Here is a 250-nt window from a genome sequence, read left to right on the forward strand (position 1 = left end):
GTCAATTTGAGCATCGAGCTCTGGCCCAGATACCGGATCACCCATTCCCATTCGAACCATTGGACCGTTACCCAGGCCCGTGATCAAAGATTTGTCGCGCAACCATTGATACCGCAAGGCTGCCTGCTGTTCAGCCGAGGTCGATCGGTCGTTGCAGGTCATCGTAACGCTGGGGGATGGTCGCTTCATCTTGCTTCCCTGACTACGTATTCGCGGCCAGCTTCAGTGGTTTAGGTAGGGCTGCCTCAAG

General features: G+C 55.6%; 1 protein-coding gene. It reads right to left on the reverse strand.

Annotated elements, in window-relative coordinates; translation table 11 throughout:
- Positions 1-189: hypothetical protein (locus AC3XQU_RS24460; RefSeq protein ID WP_489876706.1), on the reverse strand; the 189-nt coding region annotated here is incomplete at its 3' end.
- Positions 190-250: the final 61 nt, after the last annotated feature.

Source organism: Telluria sp. AZSoR62 (assembly GCF_058111565.1).